At 40.2% G+C, this 18,539-nt stretch carries 18 protein-coding genes, 1 tRNA gene and 1 pseudogene; 17 read left to right on the top strand and 3 right to left on the bottom strand.

Features of this window, described 5'->3' with window-relative positions:
• Positions 1–202 precede the first annotated feature (202 nt).
• A complete protein-coding gene (locus tag ACIZ62_RS04720; protein WP_111887733.1) occupies positions 203–1,732 on the top strand; it encodes a PucR family transcriptional regulator in 1,530 nt (509 codons plus the stop codon).
• A 192-nt stretch (positions 1,733–1,924) separates the two neighbouring features.
• Here ACIZ62_RS04720 and ACIZ62_RS04725 read toward each other — a convergent pair whose 3' ends face one another.
• Positions 1,925–2,347 carry a pyridoxamine 5'-phosphate oxidase family protein gene (locus tag ACIZ62_RS04725; RefSeq protein WP_111887732.1) on the bottom strand — a complete coding sequence of 141 codons (423 nt, stop codon included), beginning with the start codon at positions 2,345–2,347 and terminating at the stop codon, positions 1,925–1,927.
• 377 nt (positions 2,348–2,724) lie between these two features.
• On the opposite strand from ACIZ62_RS04725, the gene ACIZ62_RS04730 reads away from it, so the two are divergent.
• From ACIZ62_RS04730 to ACIZ62_RS04740, 3 genes are all read left to right on the top strand, one after another.
• Positions 2,725–3,084, top strand: coding sequence for a type II toxin-antitoxin system RelE/ParE family toxin (locus ACIZ62_RS04730; RefSeq protein WP_111887731.1), 360 nt, complete (start codon positions 2,725–2,727; stop codon positions 3,082–3,084).
• 2 nt (positions 3,085–3,086) lie between these two features.
• A complete protein-coding gene (locus ACIZ62_RS04735) occupies positions 3,087–3,419 on the top strand; it encodes a helix-turn-helix domain-containing protein (protein ID WP_111887730.1) in 333 nt (110 codons plus the stop codon).
• A 412-nt stretch (positions 3,420–3,831) separates the two neighbouring features.
• Positions 3,832–4,350, top strand: a complete 519-nt coding sequence (locus ACIZ62_RS04740; protein WP_414151338.1) for a site-specific integrase — start codon at positions 3,832–3,834, stop codon at positions 4,348–4,350.
• A gap of 203 nt (positions 4,351–4,553) precedes the next feature.
• Here ACIZ62_RS04740 and ACIZ62_RS04745 read toward each other — a convergent pair.
• Positions 4,554–4,629: transfer RNA gene (locus ACIZ62_RS04745), tRNA-Ala, on the bottom strand.
• Positions 4,630–5,031: 402 nt separating this feature from the next.
• Here ACIZ62_RS04745 and ACIZ62_RS04750 point away from each other — a divergent pair.
• The 3 genes from ACIZ62_RS04750 to eutM all read left to right on the top strand — a co-directional run bounded on the left by ACIZ62_RS04750 (position 5,032) and on the right by eutM (position 7,973).
• The gene (locus ACIZ62_RS04750; protein ID WP_414151339.1) at positions 5,032–6,285 is read left to right on the top strand and encodes a PocR ligand-binding domain-containing protein; all 1,254 of its coding nucleotides are present in this window, start codon (positions 5,032–5,034) and stop codon (positions 6,283–6,285) included.
• 2 nt (positions 6,286–6,287) lie between these two features.
• Positions 6,288–7,406 carry a response regulator gene (locus ACIZ62_RS04755; RefSeq protein ID WP_111887726.1) on the top strand — a complete coding sequence of 373 codons (1,119 nt, stop codon included), beginning with the start codon at positions 6,288–6,290 and terminating at the stop codon, positions 7,404–7,406.
• Between the two features lie 291 nt (positions 7,407–7,697).
• The gene (gene eutM / locus ACIZ62_RS04760) at positions 7,698–7,973 is read left to right on the top strand and encodes an ethanolamine utilization microcompartment protein EutM (RefSeq protein WP_070371827.1); all 276 of its coding nucleotides are present in this window, start codon (positions 7,698–7,700) and stop codon (positions 7,971–7,973) included.
• Positions 7,974–8,223: 250 nt separating this feature from the next.
• On the opposite strand, the pseudogene ACIZ62_RS04765 reads toward eutM, so the two are convergent.
• Positions 8,224–9,604: pseudogene (locus ACIZ62_RS04765) on the bottom strand (transposase).
• A 168-nt stretch (positions 9,605–9,772) separates the two neighbouring features.
• On the opposite strand from ACIZ62_RS04765, the gene pduB reads away from it, so the two are divergent.
• From pduB to ACIZ62_RS04815, 10 genes are read left to right on the top strand one after another with little or no spacing between them, the layout of a single operon-like run.
• On the top strand, positions 9,773–10,558 hold the full coding sequence (gene pduB, locus ACIZ62_RS04770; RefSeq protein ID WP_111887725.1) for a propanediol utilization microcompartment protein PduB: 786 nt from the start codon (positions 9,773–9,775) through the stop codon (positions 10,556–10,558).
• Between the two features lie 44 nt (positions 10,559–10,602).
• Positions 10,603–12,264, top strand: coding sequence for a propanediol/glycerol family dehydratase large subunit (locus ACIZ62_RS04775; RefSeq protein WP_111889705.1), 1,662 nt, complete (start codon positions 10,603–10,605; stop codon positions 12,262–12,264).
• Positions 12,265–12,280: 16 nt separating this feature from the next.
• Positions 12,281–12,940, top strand: a complete 660-nt coding sequence (locus tag ACIZ62_RS04780; RefSeq protein WP_111887724.1) for a propanediol/glycerol family dehydratase medium subunit — start codon at positions 12,281–12,283, stop codon at positions 12,938–12,940.
• A gap of 15 nt (positions 12,941–12,955) precedes the next feature.
• Positions 12,956–13,459 carry a diol dehydratase small subunit gene (locus tag ACIZ62_RS04785; protein ID WP_111887723.1) on the top strand — a complete coding sequence of 168 codons (504 nt, stop codon included), beginning with the start codon at positions 12,956–12,958 and terminating at the stop codon, positions 13,457–13,459.
• A 37-nt stretch (positions 13,460–13,496) separates the two neighbouring features.
• Complete coding sequence (locus ACIZ62_RS04790) at positions 13,497–15,311, top strand: diol dehydratase reactivase subunit alpha (RefSeq protein WP_111887722.1); 1,815 nt, start codon at positions 13,497–13,499, stop codon at positions 15,309–15,311.
• Positions 15,312–15,313: 2 nt separating this feature from the next.
• Positions 15,314–15,688: a glycerol dehydratase reactivase beta/small subunit family protein gene (locus tag ACIZ62_RS04795; protein ID WP_111887721.1), complete on the top strand. Its 375-nt coding sequence runs from the start codon at positions 15,314–15,316 to the stop codon at positions 15,686–15,688.
• Positions 15,689–15,700: 12 nt separating this feature from the next.
• On the top strand, positions 15,701–16,117 hold the full coding sequence (locus ACIZ62_RS04800) for a BMC domain-containing protein (RefSeq protein ID WP_111887720.1): 417 nt from the start codon (positions 15,701–15,703) through the stop codon (positions 16,115–16,117).
• A gap of 60 nt (positions 16,118–16,177) precedes the next feature.
• The gene (gene pduL, locus ACIZ62_RS04805) at positions 16,178–16,831 is read left to right on the top strand and encodes a phosphate propanoyltransferase (RefSeq protein ID WP_111887719.1); all 654 of its coding nucleotides are present in this window, start codon (positions 16,178–16,180) and stop codon (positions 16,829–16,831) included.
• A gap of 4 nt (positions 16,832–16,835) precedes the next feature.
• On the top strand, positions 16,836–17,660 hold the full coding sequence (gene eutJ / locus ACIZ62_RS04810) for an ethanolamine utilization protein EutJ (RefSeq protein ID WP_111887718.1): 825 nt from the start codon (positions 16,836–16,838) through the stop codon (positions 17,658–17,660).
• Positions 17,661–17,684: 24 nt separating this feature from the next.
• Positions 17,685–18,524: a flavoprotein gene (locus ACIZ62_RS04815; RefSeq protein ID WP_242988669.1), complete on the top strand. Its 840-nt coding sequence runs from the start codon at positions 17,685–17,687 to the stop codon at positions 18,522–18,524.
• The last annotated feature ends 15 nt before the right edge of the window (positions 18,525–18,539 follow it).

Here is an 18,539-nt window from a genome sequence, read left to right on the forward strand (position 1 = left end):
CATGTAATTTAGGACCATTGATATGAATTTTGACAATTTAGTAAATAGTGCTAAAATAATAAGGAATCACGTGTCTGATGTTGTGTATAAAGGGATTTTATCATAAATATCAGGGTTTCGTAATTCTTCAAACTATATAGAATTAAGATAATAATTTATATATAATATATAAATTGTGAAACAATTTTTAAGGAGTTGGAGCATGAAATTAAATTTATATGTGATTGCAGATCATTTAAAGGGATTTTCATTTGAATCCCAGTTTGCTGATCCGATCATGAAAGGGAGCTTAAAAGGAGTTTTGCTATTTTACTCTGGTATGGATTTGAAAACGGATCAACTGTATTTATCATATGCCAGCGATCTTCCAGAACCGCAGAGTGTGGAGGCTCATTATAACATTGTCTGTATTGGCAAACCTCCAGAAGCTTACTTAAAAAACACGGTTAACCTTCTTTATTTAAATTCGGACACTTCACTGAACGGTCTCTTTAATGCGATTGAAATGATTTTTCAAAAATTTGCCCAATGGGAAGAGACCCTTCAATCCATCTTTTATCAGAAGAAAAGCATTAAAGCATTATGTGAGGCTAGTCTTTGTGTTTTCGAGAATCCGATTTCCGTCTATACTTCGGATTTAAGGCTCGTTTGCTATGCCGAAAAAGAAAAACCGGATCAGCTCATGCTCTTTAATACGTCGGACACTGAAAAATACATGAGTATTGATGAAGTCAACGCGCTAAAAATCGACTCTGAGTTTATAGAAACCATCAAATCCTATGAGCCCACCATTTTTCCTAAAGATGCCTTTGGATATCGGATTCTGCTTGATAATCTTCGTATTCAAGATATCTATGTGGCTCGGATCTGTATTAGCGAAACGGATCAACCGATTAAAAAAAGTGATCTTTTCCTGATCCGAACACTCTCTTTTTATAGTGAATTATGTTTGCGTCATCATGATAATGAGCAATATAACAATCATCCTCAAAACTTTGATCACCTTTTATTTGAACTATTATCAAATCGTGAGGTTGAAGTCAAGTTATTGCATAAATATTTGGACTACTATCACTGGTCTGGCAAAGACTCATTTTTCTGCTGCCAATTACCCATTTCAAGTTATGAAAAATCTGTTCTGACTGCCAATGCTCTATCGTTTCAACTTTCTACTAATATTAAGGAGAGTTGCGTTATCCAATTCGAAAACGCCATTGTGTTGTTGATTAATTTGACCCGATCATCTAAAACCAGAAATCAACACCTCGGAAACCTAGCGTATTTTATTCGGGAAGGGATTATCAAAGCGGGCGTCAGTGAAGTTTTTCATGAGTTCTCTAAACTGGGCTTCTATTATCAACAGGCAAAAATTGCGTATCAAATGGGCAGTGTTTATGATGAAACCCTTTGGTGCTATCGCTATGAGAATTATGCGCTGCGTTTTTTGATTGATCGGGCATCGGAAGGTTATCATCCAGAGGTGCTCTGTATTCCTGGTCTTTTATGGTTGCGTGAATATGATCTGAAGCGAAGCCGGAATTATTGCGAGGTTTTGAAGGTTTATCTGGAAAATAATATGAATATTGCAAAAACGATTCGAGTCTTATATCTTCAGAGAGGAACTTTTTTGTATCAGCTCAAACGAATTACCGAAATCTCCGGTTTGGATTTAGCAGATTATCAAACGAGACTCCATCTGATGCTGTCCTTTGAGATTTTGGAGAAATTTTGAAATAATCGAAAAGCCAGCCCAGAAACCAGGCAATACGTAAGGCAGACTCAATAGTGTTGGTATAAATATGAATTTATTGTTCTTAGTGATTGAAGGACTCAGAACGAATAGAATAGTGTTTGAAGAGACTCTTAGAAAAAAACTCAGCACAACAATATCATTTTTATCGGAGAGTCCCTCACCCCGGTGGTCTTAAAGAAGAATATGGCCGATATTCTCCAAGTCAACTGTCGTATCTGCCTCGTGAAATTCGATTTTATACAATACGAGATGTTCACCGACTTGTTCAATCGTTATTGCATAATCGGGTACTTTTTTAATGAATTCCGCACTCAAGTCGTAAAGAGTACGGCTACTTTTTTTGACCCGTCCATGTTTGACCCGCACATGGGCATTCCCCTCATGGGGGATTGTTGTAAATGCGATAGATGTATTCTTAACTAATTCACCAACCTTTTGATTATCGCCAAAGGTAGAAAAATAGATAATCCCCTTCGAATCATCCTGGCAACAAAAATTTACAATTCTAACATTTGGTGCTCCATCAATACAGGTTGCTAAAGCAATTTCCACCTGTTCTGCCATTATCCTGTCATATTCCTTTACAAAATCCATTTCAATACCTCCACGTGTTATTATCCAAAATCAGTTCCTGGAGGCATAAATAAAGACCACCTGGAAGAGGAGCAAGACCCCCAATAGATCGGCTGAAAATCCAGCACATCTTTATAGGCCTGTAAGAAGAGGTTCAATCAAAGACCTCTTCTTTTTAATTTTCTGGATCGTGTCGTAAATGTCGCAAATTAATTTGTAACCCCTGTTATATATGTTGTAAATGTTATAAACTTATGGAATTAATGGAAATAATTCACATACATCCTATTTATGCGGTTCTTAGAACCTCTTCTATTTTGTGAGATAATGGAAAAAATTAAAACAGATTGCCATATTATAACAAATATGTTATAATTTAATCAAATAAAGAGGTTGATATGTTTAAAGTAATATTTTATAAAGATTTAAAAGGCAATGAGCCTGTAAGGGAATATCTCACCAGTTTAAAGGCCAAATCCAGCACCAGTAAGCAAGATCGTATCAAATTTACAAAAATCACTACCTATATGCGATCATTACAAGAATATGGTACCCGGATTGGTAACCCAACCGTTAAGCACATTGATGGTGACATCTGGGAGCTAAGACCTTTAGCAGACCGGATATTTTTCTTTTACTGGAAAGATAATACTTTTGTTTTGCTACACTATTTCCATAAGAAAACGCAGAAAACCCCGCAGAAAGAAATTGACAAAGCAATAAAAAACATGAAAGATTTTAATGAAAGGATGTGTTAAAAATGAGTATTAAAATAGGCAATGAAGAATTTACAGAGTTCAGCGACCTTTATAATGACCCTGATTTTATGAGCGATTCAGAAAGGGCAGAGGTCGAATTTGAGGTAGCCCTTATTGGTAAACTAATTGAAGCACGTGAAGCGAGCGGTTTTTCTCAACAAAAGCTTGCTGATCTAACAGGTCTAAAGCAACCGGCCATTGCACGCCTTGAGAATCTCAAATCGATCCCGAAGATTGACACCCTGTTTAAACTGCTTGATCCATTGGGTTATACACTGGCCATCGTTCCAAAAGAAAAGAAAGCGCCAATAAATGAGTCGATACATAGAACTTAACGGCGTTGTTGAACTGCCTGATAATGTGGATCATGACCAATTTTTGGATGAATTCATTGATTTCCTTGAAAGTAAAGGACTGGCAAGATCGGCGTAAAATCGCGCCGGTGTTCCTTGCCACAATTGGAAAGCAAGATTGGTTCACGTTTTTTCGGGAGCCAATTACCCTGGTACTTTTGAATATTTTTGAGCAAAAGTCTTTTTCTGATTTTTCAGATAAAGTAATCGCCTAATTTGGTGGCAAAAAACTTTTCCACAATCCGCATAGTTGGAAGAGGTAACCCTATCCAATGACTGATAAATCCAGAACTATTATTTCAAGGGAGGGGGGTCACGCATGCGACCTGCGTGTTATAAGAAAGTTGACCGCCGGTACGTTGTTATAAAAAAATATAAAAAATTAAGATAGGGATTGGAACCCATAAAATATAAGCTGGCTCTTAATCTTCTAATATTCAGTGGTTTACGGCGTGGGGAGATCGGCGGCCTGAAATGGTCGGACATTGATTTCGATGATAAGATTATCACAGTGAAGAGGGCTTTAAAATACATTGCCGGTGTGGGGCTGTTTGAAGGGGAAACCAAAACATTTAAATCCAGAAGAAGTATTAAGCTGCCTGATTTCGTCTTTGATTTATTTAAGGCCTATAAGGTCTGGCAACTGGAAGAGCGCCTTAAGGTGGGGGATCGGTGGCAAGATCATGATTTTATTTTTACCCGGTGGAACGGGGAACCCATGAGCCTGGACACCATCGGCGGTTATTTGAAGAAATTCACAGACAGGCATGGGCTAAAGCCAGTGCATCTGCATTCACTGCGGCATACAAACGCTTCGATACTGATTGCCAGTGGTGTGGATCTCAAAACGGTATCTTCATGGCTGGGACATTCTAATTTATCCATAACCGGCACGTTATGCCCATGTGATTAATTCGGCCGATGCAAAAGCAAGCGATGCACTGGATCATATTCTAGTCACAAAAGCCCGTAAAGCTCAATAACGTTTTGTGATTGAGCTTTAGTTTTTCTTGTAACGGTCTCCAAATTGTCCCCAAGGTAGAGGTTTTTTGACCTCTTCTGCCCCTGGGACATAAAAAAAAGAGAACCTCAACGGCTCTCTTATGCAATTCTTATTGGTGGAGATGAGGGGACTCGAACCCCTGGCCTTCTGACTGCCAGTCAGACGCGATCCCAACTTCGCCACACCCCCAGATGATACTGCTTTCAGGACACTTTTACAGTATAATTGAGGTGTCTTTTTTTTGCAAGTGTTTTTTTAAAAAGTTCAGACAAATTCTCGGTTTTTTAAAAAAATTGAGATAAAATGATTGGAAAAGTACTGATTATTTGGTTGAGAATACAAAAAATCGGATTTCTTACAGGTAACCGATAAAATTCGGTATTGTTCAAATTGTCGCGGTCAAGAAAATACCTGATTTATCTAAAACACCAATGAACTTAAAAATTCGCAGCAATATAATACTGATGCAAAGCAAAATAATATAAAGTGGTAAAAAAAATGCCAAAAATTTCCTGTTTGTGTTATAATATTACTCAAATGGGAATCGAAACAAATGAGAATTATGGGATTATTGACTAAAGGGGTTGTTATATGAGAGTCTTACTAAAGATTACTGACATTATTGACGTAGAGGTACTGCAAAGAATTCAGGATTCTTTTTCAGATGCCACTGGGCTTGCTGCGGTTACTGTTGATTACAAAGGCAATCCGATTACGGAATACAGTAATTTTTCAGAATACTGTACCTGCGTCAGAAAAGAAAGTAGCAATCGGGATTGTTGCTTTCAGTCAGATGCCCACGGCGGGATTGAGTCAGCCCGATCTGGGAAACCATCGATTTACATTTGTCATGGGGGATTGGTCGACCTTGCCGTTCCGATCATGGTCAAAGGTAATTATCTTGGCGCTATTATGGCCGGCCAGGTAAAAATAGATGAAGAAGAAATGAAACGGTTGCCTTTTGGGACAAGTCATGAACTGACCGATTTTTCAAAGAATCCTGAAATAATGGATCTATATGACAAAACACTAAAAACAACATTAACACAGGTAAGATCGGCAGCAGATTTGCTTTATACCATTGCCAATTATCTGGTAGAAAAACAGATGATTCATATTATTCAGGAGGAATTGCATAATAAGAACCTGGAATTAATGGAAGAGGTTAAACTGCGAAGTGAAGTCGAGGCTTCGTTAAAAGAAGCTGATTTAAAAGCTTTACAGGCTCAAATTAATCCACACTTTCTGTTTAATGTTTTAAATACCATTGGCCGGTTGGCACTTTTGGAAGGGGCAGATAAAACTCAGGAAATGATTTATGCGTTTTCGGATATGATGCGTTACACCCTGAAAAAAGAAAAGAACAATGTGGTAACGCTAAAAGAAGAAATGGAACATGTGCAAAATTATTTATCGATCCAGAAGATGCGTCTGGGCAATCGATTAAATTATCTGGTGGAAGTGGATGAGATGGCTGAAGATATCTTATGTCCGTTTATGACCATCCAGCCTTTTGTCGAAAATGCCATTATTCATGCCATTGAACCGAATGCAAGAGGTGGTGAAGTCAGAATAACCGCTGATATTCTAAAAGAAATTGCCATTCTCAAAATTGTCGATGACGGCAAGGGTATTCCTGATGATCGCATCCATAAAATTTTGGATGGTACCTATGAAGCGGACGGACGGGAAAAGAATACCGGAATTGGAATTAATAACGCAAACAAGCGGCTTATGTATTACTACGGCGTTGATTATGGGGTTGAAATAAAAAGTGAGCTTGAAAAGGGCACTGAAATTACGATTAAAATACCCCGTAAATCTCTAGCTGGGAGGGGATTATAATCATGTATAAACTGTTTATTGTAGAAGACGAGCATTTAGAGATTGAAGCGATTAAGCTCATTCTCAGTCAGCATGGGGAAAATATTGAAGTTGTGGGCGAAGCATCTTCGGGACTGGTAGCCATTGAAGAAATCCGTCGATTAAATCCGGATATTATCCTGCTGGATATTAATATTCCAGAGATAAACGGAATTGATGTTTTAAAAATGATCAAAAAAGAAGATCATGAAAAAAAAGTCATTTTAATTACGGCATTCAATGAATTTGATTTTGCCCATCAAGCCATTAAAGCCCGGGTGGATGATTTTCTGTTAAAACCGATCCGTCCCCAGCAACTCATGGATTCGATCAATCAGAGTATTGCTTCTTTAAAGAATAATGCGAAAGAACGATTTGATGAAAAAATGAATGAAGTCATTTTTGCAATTATTCAGAAAAAATACAGCGATGCCAGAACAGCACTGATCAACTATCTGGATATGATTTATGATTATCATACCTATGATATTATGTCGGTCCAGTCAGAAATTAAACACTTTATGGAAGAACTTAATATTGTCACTCAGGATATGTGCGGCTATGAGCTGAATAGTCCGCTCTGTTCAAGCAATAACATGCAATTTGTCAGCGGCTACAAGAACCGCTACGATCTAAAAATTGAGATCATGAAAACCATCGACAAGGTTTTTGACCGGATGCTGGATAATAAAGAAACGCGAAAGAATAATATCGAAGATATTTTAAACTATATTGACCGAAACTGTTATAAAGACATTTCTCTCGATCAGGTCGGCGAGTATGCAAATATGAGTTCCTATTATTTAAGCAAGATCTTTAAAAAGGAAACAGGCGTTAATTTCGTAACCTACCTAACGGAACGAAAAATCGAAATTGCGAAAGATATGCTGGCAAATACCGATGTTCCGATTATCAATATTGCCCTGGATCTTTCTTACCATGAACCGAACTATTTCAGTAAGGTTTTTAAAAAGAGCACCGGGATGACACCGACAGAGTATCGGAAAGAGCGCCGTAGTATTGCTTTAGAGGAAGAAAATCATTCGGGAAATACGCATTCCAATGAAGAAAAATATTCAGAAAAGCATCGAGAAGTTTCTTGAATAAAAATTGAGTAAAACAGCAAAAACGAAGAACAGGAAAACCTGATGGTTGACCTGTTCTTTTTAGTGAAAGAATAAGCAAGGCTGGCTTTAAAGTGCAGGGATTCGACAAAATATTGCACTATGTTTTTGTGTACAGATACAAAAAACAGCGATAGTAAAAGGTTTTCAGAGTGATTTTGAGAAACTTAGAATAATTTTATAAGAATAGCACAAGTAATTATCATAGACTTTGAATTAAAATAGAGGTAGTTCAGTAACAAAATCTTGAAATTAAGGAGGATAGAGCTTATGACAAACGAAGCTTTAGGCATGATTGAAACTAAAGGACTGGTTGCAGTAATTGAAGCAGCTGATGCAATGGTAAAATCAGCAAATGTATCATTAGTAGGCTACGAAAAAATCGGTTCTGGATTAGTAACTGTTATGGTTCGTGGTGATGTTGGAGCTGTTAAGGCTGCAGTTGATGCAGGTGCTGCGGCTGCTGACAAAGTAGGACAGGTTGTTTCTGTACACGTAATCCCAAGACCACACGGTGATGTGGAGAAAATTTTACCAAGTCTATAATATTTAATATAGGTAATTGCGAAATGAAAAAGATTTAGAGCACAGAGAATTCGGCGGTAAGAAACAGACAGACTTCATGAAGTCAGAAGGGAAACGAACAACAAAGCGAAGAAAATGTTGCAGAAGATGAGAAAAAAAGCGCAAAAACAAAAGCTGGGCAAAGAAGATAAAAAGTCCAACTAGGCAACGAGTGGTTTAAGACTGCGTAAGTACTGATGCTGATGAATAGTATCGGAAAGAATTGCAGTAATCAGCTGGGTAATTCCGGCCAATAGCAAATCGGCGTGAAGTGTCCTGGCATTTTGAGTTTTACGGTTGGCAAGACAGAAACTGTCTTTGAAGTGATTAATGGATTGTTCAACGACGCCCCGGATCTTATAGATTCGAGCCCATTCGAGTGTCCCACGAAGGGTTCCGGGGTAGGCCCGGAGATTTTTTTCAGGGTAGACGTAAAACATCCGACCACAGGAAGACGAAGTGCAAGGATTTTCACAGAAACACTGACGTTTGGCTTTCCCGGCTTCCTGTTTGATCCATTTTGTTTTGGGACAGGTGAATTTAAACCGAATCAGGCCGTTCTTTCGTTTGGCCCGCCCTTCGGATTTCATGGGAAGAGAAGGATCGTTTGGACAACAGGGAATCCCATCTGCATTAACCGGACAATCCGAATAGGAAAGTTTACCACGCTGATTCAATGGAATGAAAGCTTTTTCAAATTTCAGCTCCCCAAGGAGGGACTGATAAATCGCTGAACTGTCAAACGCAGCATCACCAATGAAAAGTTTGGGGACAATCAGCGGGTGCTTTTTAAAGAAGTCTGTAAGAACCGGAATCAGGGCTTTAGTATCATGAAGCGATTTGTCCTCATCGGGAGAATCTGATTTTTTCTCGACAGAAATCTCCGGATGATCAGCCAGAAAATTCGCATCATAGAAAGTGATATCCCGGACAATGCCAAGTCCATTGGTGATGATGCCGAATTTGTAGACGTAACAGAAATGTCCATTAATGTAGAGCTGTTTGATTTCCGGGTTGGATTTTGCGTGCGTGGGCATTGAACCGTAAGCAGCCTTATAGGGATCATAGGCGTCATCAAGCTGGTGAGATTTTTTAAATGCCTTGAGCTGCTTAATGATTTTATTAGCAAATTTTGGATTGTTTTCAGTGACGTAGGCTTCAATTCCTGAGGTATCAAAAATGGTCATCATCGCTTTCTCGGCATCAATTTTCTGGCAGATCGGTTCAGTTACATCAACAAGACGATGAAAGAGCGATTGTAAGTCCATCAGGTATGTTTTTTTGAAACGGGTTAGTTGCGATGCGTGGGGAACCCGGTTAAAACCGCAGAAATCGCGGAGTTCTCTGGAAAACTTGAGAAAAGTAATCAGGAGTGTATCCGTGGGGATGGAAAAAATCCGCTGCAGGATCAGCGCCCAGAGAATCGAACAAAGTTCAAAATCTCGATATCGGCCATGAGCCGAATAGTAATGCTGATAAAATGAATGCGGAATCAACGCGTGAAGATTCAGATTCTCTTCCAGTAGTGAAAGAAAGTGATGTTTGTCATATTCAAAAAAATGAGTACAATCAGAATAAACTTCAGCCAAAGAAAGCTGTTTTTGTGATAAAATAGTCATGATATAACTCCTTTCAGGTTGATAGCTTTGTTTATAAGCAACTCAATTTTATCACAATCTGGTGAGGAGTTATATTTTTTTATGTTAAAAATATCCCGTAATTATGCGGGCTGTGGCGTTTTGCAAACGCCTAATATTTAATAATTACGGAGGTGTAAATTAATGAAAGATGATTTAATGAACAAGTTGATGGAAGAAGTTATGAAAAAAATGAGTGAAGTTGAAGAAACTGGCTCAGTTGCCGCTGCCACAGGTGTATGCGGATTGACCGAATTTGTAGGAACCGCTGTTGGTAACACAATTGGTTTTGTTATTGCAAACGTGGACAGAACTTTACACGAAGCAATGAAAATTGATCCTAAATACAGATCTATCGGTATTCTTTCTGCTAGAACTGGTGCTGGTCCACAGGTATTTGCTGCTGATGAAGCTGTCAAAGCGACTAATTGCGAAGTTGTTTCTTGTGAATTCGCAAGAGATACTGAAGGTGGCGCAGGTCATGGTTCTTTAATTATCTTTGGTGCAGAAGATGTATCTGATGCAAAACGTGCTGTTGAAGTTGCCCTTAACGACCTAAACAGAACCTTCGGAGATGTATATGCAAACGCTGCAGGTCATTTGGAATTCCAATACACAGCTCGAGCAAGTTTTGCTTGTAATATGGTATTAGGCGCTCCAATTGGAAAAGCTTTCGCAATCATTGTTGGTGCTCCAGCTGGTATCGGCGTATTAATGTCTGATGCTGCTTTGAAAGCTGCTAACGTAGAACTTTGTGGTTATGCTTCACCTGATAATGGTGGTACTAAATTCTCGAATGAATCAATGATCTTCATTTCTGGAGACGCTGGCGCAGTTCGTCAAGCCGTATACGCAGCTAGAGAAGTTGGTAAACAAGCTTTAGAAGCTCTTGGCGGTCCTTGCCCACCTGTAACAACACCTTATATTTAAGCAGCTGTTGTTAGTTTTCTAAGAAAGAAGGAGGAATAATGACTATGAAGTCAAAAAGATTTGAAGCTTTAGCAGCTCGTCCAGTCAAAAAGGATGGTTTTGTTAAAGAATGGCCAGAAGTAGGTCTCATTGCAATGAACAGCCCTCAAGATCCAACACCGAGCCTGGTGGTTGAAAATGGTGTGGTTGTTGAATTAGATGGAAAAAAACGAGCTGAGTTTGATATGCTTGATACATTCATCGCGAACTATGCTATTCGTTTAGAAAAAGCCCAAGAATATATGGCAATGGATTCTTTAAAAATTGCTAATATGCTTGTTGATATTAATGTGCCGAGAGACGTTGTTGTTGATATTACAACATCAATCACGCCTGCTAAAATTACCGAAGTTCTTGGTCACATGACCGTGTTGGAAATGATGATGGCTCAAAGTAAAATGCGAGCTCGTCTAATGCCTTCTAACCAATGTCACGTTACCAACGTAAAAGATAACATGGTTCAAATCGCTGCTGATGCTGCAGAAGCTGCTATCCGTGGATTTGATGAAATGGAAACAACCGTCGGTATCGGTCGTTATGCACCATTTAATGCTCTTGCTATCATGGTCGGCGCAAATGTTGGTCGTCCCGGTATCTTAACACAATGTGCGGTTGAAGAAGCGACCGAACTTGATCTTGGTATGAAAGGTTACACCGCTTACGCTGAAACGATTTCGGTATATGGTACCGAACCCGTTTTCATGGATGGCGATGATACTCCATACTCTAAAGCTTTCTTAGCATCAAGCTACGCTTCCCGTGGTTTGAAAATGCGTTTTACATCTGGTTCTGGATCAGAAGTACAAATGGGTTATGCTGAAGGTAAATCAATGCTTTATCTTGAAGCGCGATGCTTATATATCACTAAGGGTGCCGGCGTACAAGGAAGCCAGAATGGTTCAGTTTCTTGTATCGGTGTTCCAGCTGGTGTACCGGGCGGTATCCGCGAAGTATTGGCTGAAAACTTATTAGCAGCATGCCTCGATTTAGAGTGTGCTTCTTCTAATGACCAGACCTTTACTCACTCTGACTTACGACGCGTTGCGCGTTCATTAATGCAAATGGTACCAGGAACTGATTACATCTGTTCTGGTTACTCTGCTACACCTAACTATGATAATATGTTTGCAGGCTCTAACTGGGATGCCGATGATTATGATGATTGGAATGTAATCCAACGTGACTTAAAAATCGATGCCGGTTTACAACCTGCTGATGAAGATACCGTTGTTGCTGCTCGTGCTAAAGGCGCTCGCGCAATGCAGATCTTATTCAGAGAATTAGGCTTGACCGAAATCACTGATGCTGAAGTTGAAGCTGCAACTTATGCTCGTGGATCACAAGACATGCCTGACCGTGATGTTGTCGCTGACTTAAAATCTGTTGAAGATTTAATGGGTCGTGGCGCAACAGCGGTTGACTTTATTAAAGCTTTAGACCGAGGCGGCATGAGAGATGTTGCTGAATCGATCTTTAACATTCAATTACAGAAATGTGCTGGTGACTACTTACACACTGCTTCTAAATTAAGCTCTACATGGGAATGTATTTCAGCAGTTAACTATCCAAATACCTATCATGGAGTAAAAACTGGTTATGTAATCAGTGACGAAAGATGGGCACAAATCCAAGATATTCCATGGGCTGTTGACCCAGCAAGCATATAGGAAGGGGTGTAATAAAATGGCTATAAACGAACAAATGTTAAAAAGCATTATTGAAGATGTTTTAAAAGAAATGACTGGCGCTGCGCCAGCTTCTGCACCAGCTTCTGCACCAGCAGCTACTGCTGCCGGCGCTGTTAAACTGTCTCCAGTCGGAGAAGCAAAACAAGGAATGGCGAGTGATGAAGTAATAATCGGTTTAGCACCAGCTTTTGCTGAGTCTCAACATGAAACGATCATCGGTATTCCACATGATAAGGTTCTTAAAGAAATTATCGCTGGGATTGAAGAAGAAGGCTTAAAAGCTCGAGTTATCAAAATTTACCGAAGTTCTGACGTTGCTGTGTGCGGTCATACCGCTGCTAAACTTTCTGGATCAGGTATCGGCATTGGCTTACAGTCAAAAGGTACCTGCCTCATTCACCAAAAAGATTTACCACAGTTAAGTAACTTAGAATTATTCTCCCAAGCGCCATTGATCGATTTAGATACGTTCAGAGCGATCGGGAAAAATGCTGCTAAATATGCTAAAGGCGAAAGCCCAGCACCCGTTCCAGTAAGAAACGACCAGATGGCTCGTCCAGCTTACCAGGCGAAAGCGGCCCTATTACATATTAAAGAAACTGAACATGTTGAAGCCGGTAAAAAAGCCGTCGAACAACAAGTTTCGTTTGTATAAGTGGAGGTGACCAGAATGACACAAGAACAAATGTTGGAACAAATCGTTAAACAAGTTATGAGTTCTATGAGTACCGCTGCAGCTCCTGCTACAGAATCTTGCGGAACTGTTTCAAAAGCTGATTACCCTATCGGTGATAAAAGACCAGAGTTGATTAAATCCGCTACTGGTAAAGCTTACAAAGAATTAACCTTAGATAAATTATTAGCTGGGGAATTAACACCAGAAGATTTACGAATCAGACCAGAAACCCTTGAACTTCAAGCTCAGGTTGCTGAATCTGTAAAACGTGATGCATTTGCCAGAAATCTAAGAAGAGCGGCTGAACTAATTGCTGTTCCAGATGCTCGTTTATTAGAAATCTACAATGCCCTGCGTCCATACAAATCGACTAAAGAAGAATTACTGGCGATTGCTGCTGAACTTAAAAACCAGTTCAATGCTCCAATTTCCGCTTCTTTAGTAGCTGAAGCTGCTGAAGTATACTATAACCGAAAACGATCAAAAGAATTCTTATAGAATTAGCATAAATAGGAAGTGTTGGGAGGACTAACATATGATTATTGCAGGAATAGATATTGGAAACGCAAGTACTGAAACAGCTCTTGCCCGATATGTAGATGGAAAGCCTGAATTTCTTTGTAGCGGTATTGTTGATACCACTGGGATGAAGGGAACCCGTCAAAATATTCATGGAGTTTTCGCCTCTCTCAAACAAGCCCTTGAAAAAGCTGGTTTAACCGTAGAAAATGTTGATTTAATCCGGATCAATGAAGCTGCTCCCGTTATTGGGGATGTAGCGATGGAAACAATTACGGAAACAATTATTACGGAATCAACCATGATCGGTCACAATCCCTCGACACCAGGGGGATTGGGGATCGGTGTGGGTGTGACCGTAGACATAAGAGAAGTTAATGATTGTGATAAAGGCGAGTCAGTTATCGTTGTTATTCCAAGAGAAGTGGATTTTGATGATTCCTCTCGAATTATTAACCATGCTGTTAATAACGGCATATTTATTAATGGTGCCATTGTCCAACGTGATGATGGCGTTTTAATTAATAACCGACTTGTCAAAAAAATTCCGATTGTTGATGAAGTTTCGCTGATTGATAAGGTGCCAAGAAACATGCGTGCTGCCATTGAGGTTGCCGCACCAGGTTCGGTAGTTGAACAGCTATCAAACCCATACGGTATTGCAACCGTATTTGATTTAACATCCGACGAGACAAAACAGGTTGTGCCTGTTTCACGAGCCCTCATCGGAAATCGTTCAGCAGTTGTTATCAAAACGCCGGCAGGGGATGTCAAAGAAAGAAAAATCCCGGCTGGCCAAATCATTATTCAGGGCACAAACAAAAAAGCTCAGGTTAATGTGGATGATGGTGCTGAAAAAATTATGGAAGCAATACGTTCTGTAGCTCCGGTAGAAGATATTAAAGGAGAAGCTGGCACCAATGCCGGTGGAATGCTTGAAAAGGTGAGACAGGTCATGTCAAACCTGACAGATCAACTGCCAAGTGCAATTAAAATTCAAGATTTATTAGCCGTCGATACTTTCGTTCCTCAAACAGTCAAAGGTGGGATTGCGGAAGAATTTTCCATGGAGAATGCCGTTGGTATTGCCGCCATGGTTAAGGCTGATAAATTGCAGATGAATATGATTGCCCATGAATTGGAAGCTGAACTGGGTGTAAAAGTTGAAGTGGGCGGAGTTGAAGCCGATATGGCGATCCGTGGTGCGTTAACAACACCTGGTAGTAATAAGCCTTTAGCGATTATCGATATGGGCGCAGGATCGACAGACGCAGCGATTATTAACAGGGCAGGTGAAATTAAGTCCATCCATTTAGCAGGTGCCGGAAACATGGTCACCCTGCTCATCGCATCTGAATTAGGATATGACAACATGGCTCTGGCGGAAGATATTAAAAAATATCCGTTAGCTAAGGTTGAAAGTTTATTCCATATTCGTCATGAAGATGGAACCGTTCAATTTTTTGACAAGCCACTTGATCCCAGAACTTTTGCACGGGTTGTCATTTTGACACCAAATGGAATGATACCCATGCCGGGTAATTATTCACTAGAACGTATTCGAGCAATACGTCGAGAAGCGAAAACAAAAGTATTTGTTGTAAATGCGATTCGTTCATTAGAACGTGTCAGCCCGACCGGAAACTGTCGGGATATTGAATTTGTTACCTTAGTTGGCGGATCAGCCCTCGATTTTGAGATTCCGCAATTAGTAACGGACGCCTTATCCAAGTATAGCATTGTTTCAGGACGGGCCAATATTAGAGGGGTTGAGGGTCCACGTAACGCAGTAGCCACTGGTCTCGTACTTGCTTACGAAGAGGGTGAATAAAGATGCGAATGGATTTTGATGCTCCAAAACCAGAAATAAAAGTTGTCCATGGCAAAAATATAACGTATCAAAAGGTCGTTGATGAAGTATTACACGGAATCGAAGAAGAAGGCATTCCGTTTTCTATCGAAGAACTGGAAGAAACCAATCCGGTGGAACTCGCTTTTCGAGGCGCGGAACTATCCCACCTTGGCGTGGGAATTGGAATTACGGAAAATGAAGTGGTACTCCATTATATAAAATTAAAAGAGGATCATCCAATTTTTAAAATTCCAGCTTACAGCGATGAGGCAACGCTACGAGCAATCGGAAGCAACGCTGCCAGGCTGGTGAAAAGAATGCCCTTTAAGAATCTTGATAATACGGAACTGTCGTAAGGAGGGGTTAATTTGAATAGAAGAGAGGCCGTTGGCCTAATAGAAGCTATTGGGTTGGCCACAGCGATTGAAGCGGCCGATGCGGCAGTCAAGTCAGCAAATGTAAGACTGATTGGTTACGAAGCGTGTAAGGGCGACGGGATGTCGACCATTAAAGTAGCAGGCGATATCGGTGCTGTTAAAGCGGCAGTTGATGCGGCTACGGCTGCTTGTGCTAAAGGCCGGGGCGTTTGGGCAACCAAAGTGATCGCCAGACCCAGTGAAGGAATTGAGAAATTAATTTACAATAATCAAACAGTCGGGTTTACACCACCAGTCGAACCAGAAGCTGAAGTTGTCACGAAAGCCGTCACTATAGAAGAAAATACAGAAACAGCAGAAACAGCAGAAGAAAATGAAGAAACAGCAGAAGAAAATACAGAAGAATAATCACTTAAATCTGTTGAATGATTCAGACAAAAATGATCTTTTGAAGAAAAGGTGTTAACTATGAATGCAGACGAAAAAAAAGTCATTGAACAAATCGTAATCAATACGGTTAAGAAATTGATGGAAGAAAAAGACACTCCGAATCGTGTTGTTTTAGGAATTTCTAACAAACACATTCATCTTTCCCAGGAAGATATTGAAACACTTTTTGGCAAAGGTTATGAACTGACCAATATGAAAGACTTAAAACAGCCCGGACAATATGCCGCAAAAGAAACCGTTAAGGTAATAGGGCCGAAGGGCAGCTTTGACACGGTTCGTATTTTAGGACCTGCCAGACCGGAAAGTCAAATTGAAGTATCTTTAACGGATGCCAGAACCTTAGGCATTAAAGCTCCAGTTTGTGAGTCAGGGAAACTTGAAGGGACACCGGGAATTACACTTGAAGGACCATGCGGTTCGGTTACCCTTAGTCACGGCGTGATTGTTGCACTAAGGCACATTCATATGCCGACTGAGGTCGCTAAAAAACTTGGCATTAAGGATAAAGACTGGGTTTGCGTTGAAACAAGCGGAATTCGGAAAACTGTTTTCTGTAATGTGTTGGCCCGAGTATCCGATAAATTTGATTACGAAATGCATTTAGATACCGATGAAGCAAACGCAGCAGGACTAAGTAACAATGATTATTTAAAAATAATCCCAAACAGGTGAAATAATGGATTGGAAATCTGGTAACGACGCAATATTGGAATTTGCAGAATTAATTCGGGGGAAAAAAGCCAATGCCTACACGGGCGAATTAAAAGTTGGTGTCGATCTCGGTACTGCAAATATTGTCATCGCTGTGGTTGATGAGAACAATCGTCCCATTGCCGGAGCGACTCAAGGCGCGTCAGTGGTTCGCGACGGAATTGTCGTTGACTATCTCGGAGCGAGTCAAATTGTACGAAAACTTAAAGGTGAGGTTGAAGCAATTTTAGGCATTGACTTAACATATGCCAAAGCAGCCACAGCCATTCCTCCTGGTATCTTGGCCGGGAATACTAAAATTATCTCCAACGTGGTCGATTCAGCCGATTTTGTGGTTACAAATGTCGTTGATGAACCAACCGCAGCAGCCACCGTTCTTGGTATCCAAAATGGAGCGGTAGTGGATGTTGGTGGCGGAACCACGGGAATCAGTATTCTCAAAGATGGTGAAGTTATTTTCACAGCCGATGAAGCGACCGGAGGAACACATATGAGTCTGGTACTGGCAGGTTTTCATCACATCAGCTTTGAAGAGGCAGAGGAACTAAAAAAGAACGAATCACAAAACAAAATATTTCCAATTATTAAACCCGTTGTTCAAAAGATGGCGTCGATCGTCAATCGATTTGTGGTCGGGTATGATGTAGATGTTATTTATGTGGTTGGTGGGGCTTGTGTTTTTGATAATTTTGAAAAAATATTTGAAGATGAAACAGGTATCAAAACCATTAAACCAGTAGAACCATTATTGGTAACACCCTTAGGGATCGCCTTTAATTGTCAAAGGTAAGAAATGTGGTGATAGAATTTGGACATGGAGAAAATGCTCGAAAGCGGTTTGTTGGATATACTTATTCAAAAAATTGTTGACGAGGTTGTCAGGCGAATAAAAAATCAACCCAAAAAAGCAGTTGTTTTCTTTACGGGAGCTACGATTGGTTTTGACGAGTCGATGGATTCACTGTTGAAATTACAAAAAGATGGTTGGCAATTAAAAGTTGTTCTTTCTGATGATGGTATGAAGGTGTTAGACCCTTTAGCTATTCAAAAAGAATTAAGTCTTGATGTGATTTATCACAGTGGGAACATCAAAAGCCAAAAAGAGCTTTACGGATCGGCAGATCTATTTGTAATGGCTACCATGAGCGTGAATACAGCAGCCAAACTGGCTGTGGGAATAACCGATACGGTGCTTTTATCCCTTGTAAATCACGGATTTATGGCTGGAACACCGGTCGTTGCAGCGATCAATGCGTGCGATCCGGATGATCCCCAGAGAGCAACTCTCGGAATGGGAAAATCGTCTCCAAAATACCGCGAAATGTTGAATAATAACATCAAAACACTGCGGGATTTTGGAATGAAATTAGTAAGTGGTAAAGACTTGTATGCGACTTGTGTTGGTGGAACCCCCACAGAAGCAAATGATTTAATCGTTGAAAAGACAGCGCGGCCTGTTAGCAAAGAAACGGTGGTTAATCAGATCTTGCTGGGCAAGAGTAGCGAATGCGTGATTGATAAAAATGTCATTTCACGGGTCGATATTTTAAAAGCCAGGGAATCGGATGTGATTAAAATACCATCGGGGTCAATTATAACGGGGTATGCTGCGGATGCCGCAAAGGAATTTGGGCTCCAGATTATCAGGATTTAAGTAAGGGTGGTGAAT

The organism is Acetobacterium carbinolicum (genome assembly GCF_047456275.1).
Classification (GTDB): domain Bacteria; phylum Bacillota; class Clostridia; order Eubacteriales; family Eubacteriaceae; genus Acetobacterium; species Acetobacterium carbinolicum.